Genomic DNA, 5715 nt, shown 5'->3' with positions numbered 1-5715 from the left:
CCGGGCTTCTTCCGCGTGAAGCTGTACGCCGTGCCGCACTTCCAGGTCGAGGGGCTGGACGTCAATCTGTCGCTGGTATCTCAGATGCCCAAAGCAAAAGCATAAGGCAGGACGGGATGAAAATTTATCGTCCACTGTGGAACGAGGGGGCTTTACTATCCCCTCAACAGTTCCAGCAACAGGCTGAATGGGAGTCTTTTCGCAGTGCCGGTGCATCAGCGCTGGCGTCCCCATTCCCCTGGGGCGTGGAAATGATTGAGTTTAATGACAGTCTTCTTTCGTACGGTCTGATTCAGATTACGCAGTTACGTCTCTGGCTGGAAGATGGTTCATTAATTGATGCGCAAAGCAGCGATCTGCCTCCAGCGCCGCGTGAGTTAGATGCCAGCCAGCTGGCAGGTCGTGATGCGGTAACTGTCCTCATTGCATTGCCGCACATGCAGCCAGGTATGAGCAACGTTGAACAGGAGGGCGTCAGTTCAGAACGGCCGCTTCGCTATCGTGAAGAGTGGGTAACATTGCAGGATGCTTTTGGCTCTGAAGAAGAATCTATAGCAGTTGCCCGGTTTAATTTCATCATCCGGTTTGCCCATGAAAGTAATGATTCCTGGAAAGTGTGTCCGGTCGCAAGACTGATTCGGGATGGACATAATGCGTGGCGACAGGATCCATCTTTTATCCCTCCAGTGGCGTCATTTGGAGCAAGCCCGGTCCTTCACGAACGTCTGGTGCTGCTTAATCGCCAGTTACGCTCCCGACGCCAGCGTCTGATGACGATGCGCCGAGAAAGCAACGAAAGGCTCGCCGATTTTGCCGTCGCCGATGTTTCCCTTTTCTGGTTGCTGAATGCACTGAATTCTCACGCCACAGTGCTGACAGAATACGAACGTTTTCCTTCCCGTCCGCCTGAACAGGTGTGGGCTGAGCTCGCTCGTCTGGCTGGTAGCATGCTGACCTTTTCCCTGGACCATGATCTGGACGCCATACCGGGTTATGACCACGAGGAGCCAGCTAAGGCGTTTCCTCCGCTGTTTGACCTGATAACGGGTTTGCTGGAGGCAAGTCTGCCATCCCGGGTCATTGCTCTGGAAATGACCCGCCCGGACGGACAGACCTGGAAGGCCAACCTCCACGATATCCGACTGCGTGAAGAGGCCGATCTCTATCTCTCTGTACGCTCGGATATCCCGGCCTGGCAGGTTGCCGAGAAATTTCCGGCACTCTGTCAGGCAGGTTCACCTGATGATGTCCGCGAGATCTATGGTGCTGCGCTCAAGGGGATCCCGTTGATACCGGTGAGCAGGGTACCGGCAGCGTTGCCTGTACGCATGGAAAACCAGTACTTCGCACTTGATATAGAGAGCCCCGCTGCGCATGAAATGCTGGAGCAGGGGGTATGTATGTTCTATGTGCCTGAGTTACTTGGCGATTTGGCACTTGAACTGTTTGCGGTATTGCGCTCATGAGACAGGATATCGATATCGACCAGCTAATGACGGAGACCTGGCTTACCGTCACCATGCTTAAGAAAGGCGCCATCACGCTTAATGGCTCTGCGCTTTACAACAGATGCGTTAAACAGGTTGAAAGTGTGCGGGAAGCGCTGGAGCGTGCCGGTTATGACGACGCCAGTGTGGATCATATTTCCTACGCACAATGCGCCCTGCTGGACGAAACGGTGATGAGCCGTAAGCCCGGAGAAAACGAAGGAGGAGAGGAGCCGAAAGTAGACGAAGGCCAGATGGTCTGGCGTAAAGCGCCACTTCAGGCCCGTTTTTTTGGCTCGCTTTGGGCTGGTGAAGCACTATGGGATCGCATTGCAGAGGTTCTGCGTCAGCCCTCACCGAACCCGGCCGTTTTAACCTGCTATCACCGGGTGATAGCGCTGGGCTTTCAGGGGTTATACAGCCTGAAGACGGTCAGCCAGTCACAGCGGGATGAGGTAGTGAAAGCCCTTTCTGAACGGGTTTCTCCGCCTGATGCAGGCCTGTCTCTGGTTGTTCACCGGAGGGGGACACATCGCTGGAGTCTGATGCGCTCAGTCTGGTTCTGGATAGTGCTGGCCGTCATTCTTACCGGCGTTATCTGGTGGGGGGGGCACCTCTGGCTCCAGTCTCTTTTGTCAGCACAAATACCGGAGCTGCATGGCTAATGCGTAGAACAGTCATCATTTCGGTAGCCCTACACACCTTAGCAGCCGTAGCCGCGCTACTGTGGTTGCTGTGGTATTTCATTCCGACAGGCAACGTTTTCAACGGTCTGTCCACTCTGCTGATCCTCGTTCTGGCAGGCTGGTATGTGTTTAAAAACTGTTGGAGCGAAGTGCCCACATTCGACGTTACCCTCCCGGCCGCTGAACTGCCTTTAACCGACGCCCAGGGCCCCGTTGTACTGGTGTGTGGTGACATGCTGGAAGCGTTATTTCAGGGCGGTCCTCTGCGTAAAACAGCCCAGGGATGGTGGCTGCGGGCCGGTGACGTCAACCGGTTAACTGACGTTGTCCGCAGTATCCAGACGCAATTCCCGCGCCAGGTCGGTCAGCTCTCGGTGATGTACCGCTGCCTGCCAGATCATCATCAGGATGAAGCCGTTCTTCGTTCCACACTGAAAACGCTCCGCCAGCAGTGTAAGCAGATTAAATCCCTGACGGGTTTCACTCTGCCTGTTGTGTTGAGTGCAGAATTTTCCGGGCCTGAAACGCCGTGGATAATCGTTCGGGGTGATAAACCGATTGTCTGTCCGGTTAATGATTCGCCGCAGGATCTCATCGACTGGCAGCAGGCGGAAGACAATCTCCTGGCGCTGCCAGCCGTCAGTGAGGCATTTTCCTTTATCCGTAATACGCTGGCTGATGAGCTGGAAAAGCCTGATCGGTTAACGCCTCCTGAACGAGCATTCTCCGTGGCAATGCGCCTCGGTACCGTCCTTCCCGGGACAGAGTCAGTCTGGGCCGACTGGCTATATACCCGCACCTGTTTACATTTTTTCCGAAAAACAGGGCAGACAGCACCGGCAAGTTTGTTTCCGGATGCGGTTCTGCCGCTGCTGGCACCTTTTGCTTCAACGGTGCAGGGGGGCCAGCGTACCCGTCGCCTGATCCTGCTGATGTGGCTGTGTGCCCTGACCGCATTGGGTATGTCTGCGCTCAATAATCGTGACCTCATCCGTCAGGTGAGTACCGATTTACAGCGCTGGAATGCAATCCCGATGAACCACTATCGCCCTAAGGCAGAGTCACTGGCCGCCCTGAAGCAGGATGCGCTCCTGCTTGAACGCTGGCAGCGCCAGGGTGAGCCTTTGTGTTACAGCCTGGGCTATTACCCGGGCCAACGTCTGTGGCTGGCCTTGCAGCAGGCTATCGATACCTGGACGCCGCCACCCGCCCCTGAACCGAAACCGGTACCGAAAATTGTACGACTTGACAGCATGTCACTGTTTGACTCCGGCAAATCGGTACTCAAAGACGGCTCAACCAAAATACTCGTCAACGCACTGGTAGGGATTAAAGCCAGACCGGGCTGGCTGATCGTGGTCAGCGGTCATACAGACAATACCGGCAGCGTTCAGCTAAATCAGACCCTGTCTTTGCAAAGAGCTGAGGCCGTCCGTAACTGGATGCGTGATACCGGGGACGTACCGGAAAGTTGCTTTGCCGTGCAGGGTTACGGCGACAGTCGACCAATTGCATCAAACGACACGCCTGATGGCCGTTCGTATAACCGGCGTGTCGAGATCAGTCTGGTACCGCAGGCTGACGCCTGTCGTCTGCATGGCGCAAAACACGCGTCACAGGATGTACGTGACGTTTCTACTCGAGAAATGGAGAAGTAAGCATGGCAATCCCGGTTTATCTGTGGCTGAAAGACGACGGTGGCGCGGACATTAAAGGTTCCGTGGACGTGAAGGACCGTGAGGGCAGCATTGAGGTGGTGGCGCAGGAGCATAACCTGTACATCCCGACCGATAATAACACCGGCAAGCTGACCGGAACCCGTATCCACACGCCGTTCCTGTTCACCAAAGAAATCGACGCTTCCAGCCCGTACCTGTACAAGGCGGTGACCACCGGCCAGACCCTGAAATCTGCTGAATTCAAGTGGTACAAAATCAACGACGCGGGTCAGGAAGTAGAGTACTTCAACACGAAGCTGGAAAACGTCAAACTGGTGAAAGTTGCACCGAAAATGCACGACATCAAGGATCCTTCTTTCGAGAAACATAACCACCTTGAGCAGATCGAACTGCGCTACGAAAAAATCACCTGGACCTACAAAGACGGCAACATCATTCATTCCGATTCCTGGAACGAACGCACCACAGCATAAGATTCTGGCGGGCAGATCCCTTCTGTCCGCCTTTTTGTTTTGCTCCGCACAGCGCCTGCCAGACAGACGCTTTGCAGAGCAGGCTCACAATTTATCGGCATGAACCTTATGGGCATCGGTTGACGGCCAGGGGCGGTAGCGTGCCTGAACAAGAGGGAACGACATGGAACATCATTCAGCAGTCCTGCTACGACGACTTAACCCTTATTGCGCCAGAGCACAGGAGGGGGCGGCTTCTTTATGTCAGACCCGTGCGCATGCAGAAATCACGCCTGAGCACTGGCTGTTGAAACTGCTGGAGCAGGGGGAAGGTGACCTGACCGTTCTTACCCGGCGCTATACGGAATTACTGAGTCTTGAGCACAACCTGTCAAAACGCGTTGTTGGTCAGCATGCGGCGCTGAGCGCCATTGCCCAGCGCCTGAGGGCGTCAAAAACCGGCCTGACGCCGGAAAACGGACCGCAGGGGGTTTTTTTACTGGTGGGTCCAGGCGGAGTGAGCAAAACAGAAACGGCGCTGGCACTTGCTGACGTTATGTATGGTGGTGAGAAATCGCTCATTACCATCAACCTGTCTGAATACCAGGAGCCGCATACGGTCTCGCAGTTGAAAGGCTCCCCTCCCGGGTATGTCGGATATGGTCAGGGCGGCATTCTCACCGAGGCAGTCCGTAAGCGTCCGTATAGCGTGGTGCTGCTCGATGAAGTGGAGAAGGCCCATCGGGATGTGATGAACCTGTTTTATCAGGTCTTTGACCGGGGCTTTATGCGGGACGGGGAAGGACGTGAAATTGATTTTCGCAATACCGTGATCCTGATGACGTCCAACCTGGGCAGTGACCCGCTGATGCAGTTACTGGAAGAGCAACCAGAAGCTACTGAGAGCGATCTTCATGAGCTGTTACGCCCGATCCTGCGCGATCATTTCCATCCAGCGCTGCTGGCCCGCTTCCAGACGGTGATATACCGCCCGCTGGCAATGGATGCCATGCGAACCATCGTCGGCATGAAGCTGGCGCAGGTGAGTACGCGCCTGCAACGCCACTACGGCATTTCCACTCACACTGGTGAAAGCCTCATCGACACCCTGACGACATCCTGTCTGTTGCCGGATACCGGTGCCCGTAACGTCGACAGCCTGCTTAACCAGCAGATCCTGCCGGTTCTGAGTCAGCAGTTATTGAGCCATATGGCGGCAAAACAAAAGTCGTCCTCGCTACAGCTGACCTGGGATCATGAACAGGGCATTGTGCTGGAATTTGATGAACAGGCAGAAGGAGAGGCGTCATGAGCGGAACACTTATCAGGAAGGCCACCGACGCGGTGCAACAGCTGTCAGGGCAGTCACGTTATCGGGTTGATGTACATGAATGCAGTGATTTCCTTGATG

General features: G+C 55.1%; 5 protein-coding genes and 1 pseudogene. All 6 read left to right on the top strand.

Annotation, left to right across the window (positions count from 1 at the left end; translation table 11 throughout):
* Positions 1 to 105 (top strand): type VI secretion system contractile sheath large subunit (locus L2I46_RS28470; protein ID WP_179207817.1); only part of this gene is annotated, 105 nt, incomplete at its 5' end.
* An 11-nt stretch (positions 106 to 116) separates the two neighbouring features.
* A complete protein-coding gene (gene tssK, locus L2I46_RS28465) occupies positions 117 to 1466 on the top strand; it encodes a type VI secretion system baseplate subunit TssK (RefSeq protein WP_236948410.1) in 1350 nt (449 codons plus the stop codon).
* Complete coding sequence (gene tssL / locus L2I46_RS28460; RefSeq protein ID WP_236948409.1) at positions 1463 to 2152, top strand: type VI secretion system protein TssL, short form; 690 nt, start codon at positions 1463 to 1465, stop codon at positions 2150 to 2152. Before tssK ends, tssL begins: the two co-directional genes overlap by 4 nt.
* Positions 2152 to 3831 carry an OmpA family protein gene (locus L2I46_RS28455; protein WP_236948408.1) on the top strand — a complete coding sequence of 560 codons (1680 nt, stop codon included), beginning with the start codon at positions 2152 to 2154 and terminating at the stop codon, positions 3829 to 3831. The genes tssL and L2I46_RS28455 overlap by 1 nt, the downstream gene beginning before the upstream one ends.
* Before the next feature lie 2 nt (positions 3832 to 3833).
* Positions 3834 to 4325, top strand: coding sequence for an Hcp family type VI secretion system effector (locus tag L2I46_RS28450; protein WP_023290568.1), 492 nt, complete (start codon positions 3834 to 3836; stop codon positions 4323 to 4325).
* A gap of 340 nt (positions 4326 to 4665) precedes the next feature.
* Positions 4666 to 5616: pseudogene (locus tag L2I46_RS28445) on the top strand (AAA family ATPase); the annotation flags it as partial.
* Positions 5617 to 5715 lie beyond the last annotated feature (99 nt).

This window comes from Klebsiella sp. 2019SCSN059, from assembly GCF_021739525.1.
In the GTDB taxonomy this organism is placed as follows: Bacteria; Pseudomonadota; Gammaproteobacteria; order Enterobacterales; family Enterobacteriaceae; genus Klebsiella; species Klebsiella quasipneumoniae.
Note: the sequence above shows the minus strand (reverse complement) of the source record. Positions and strands in the feature narration are given on the sequence as shown.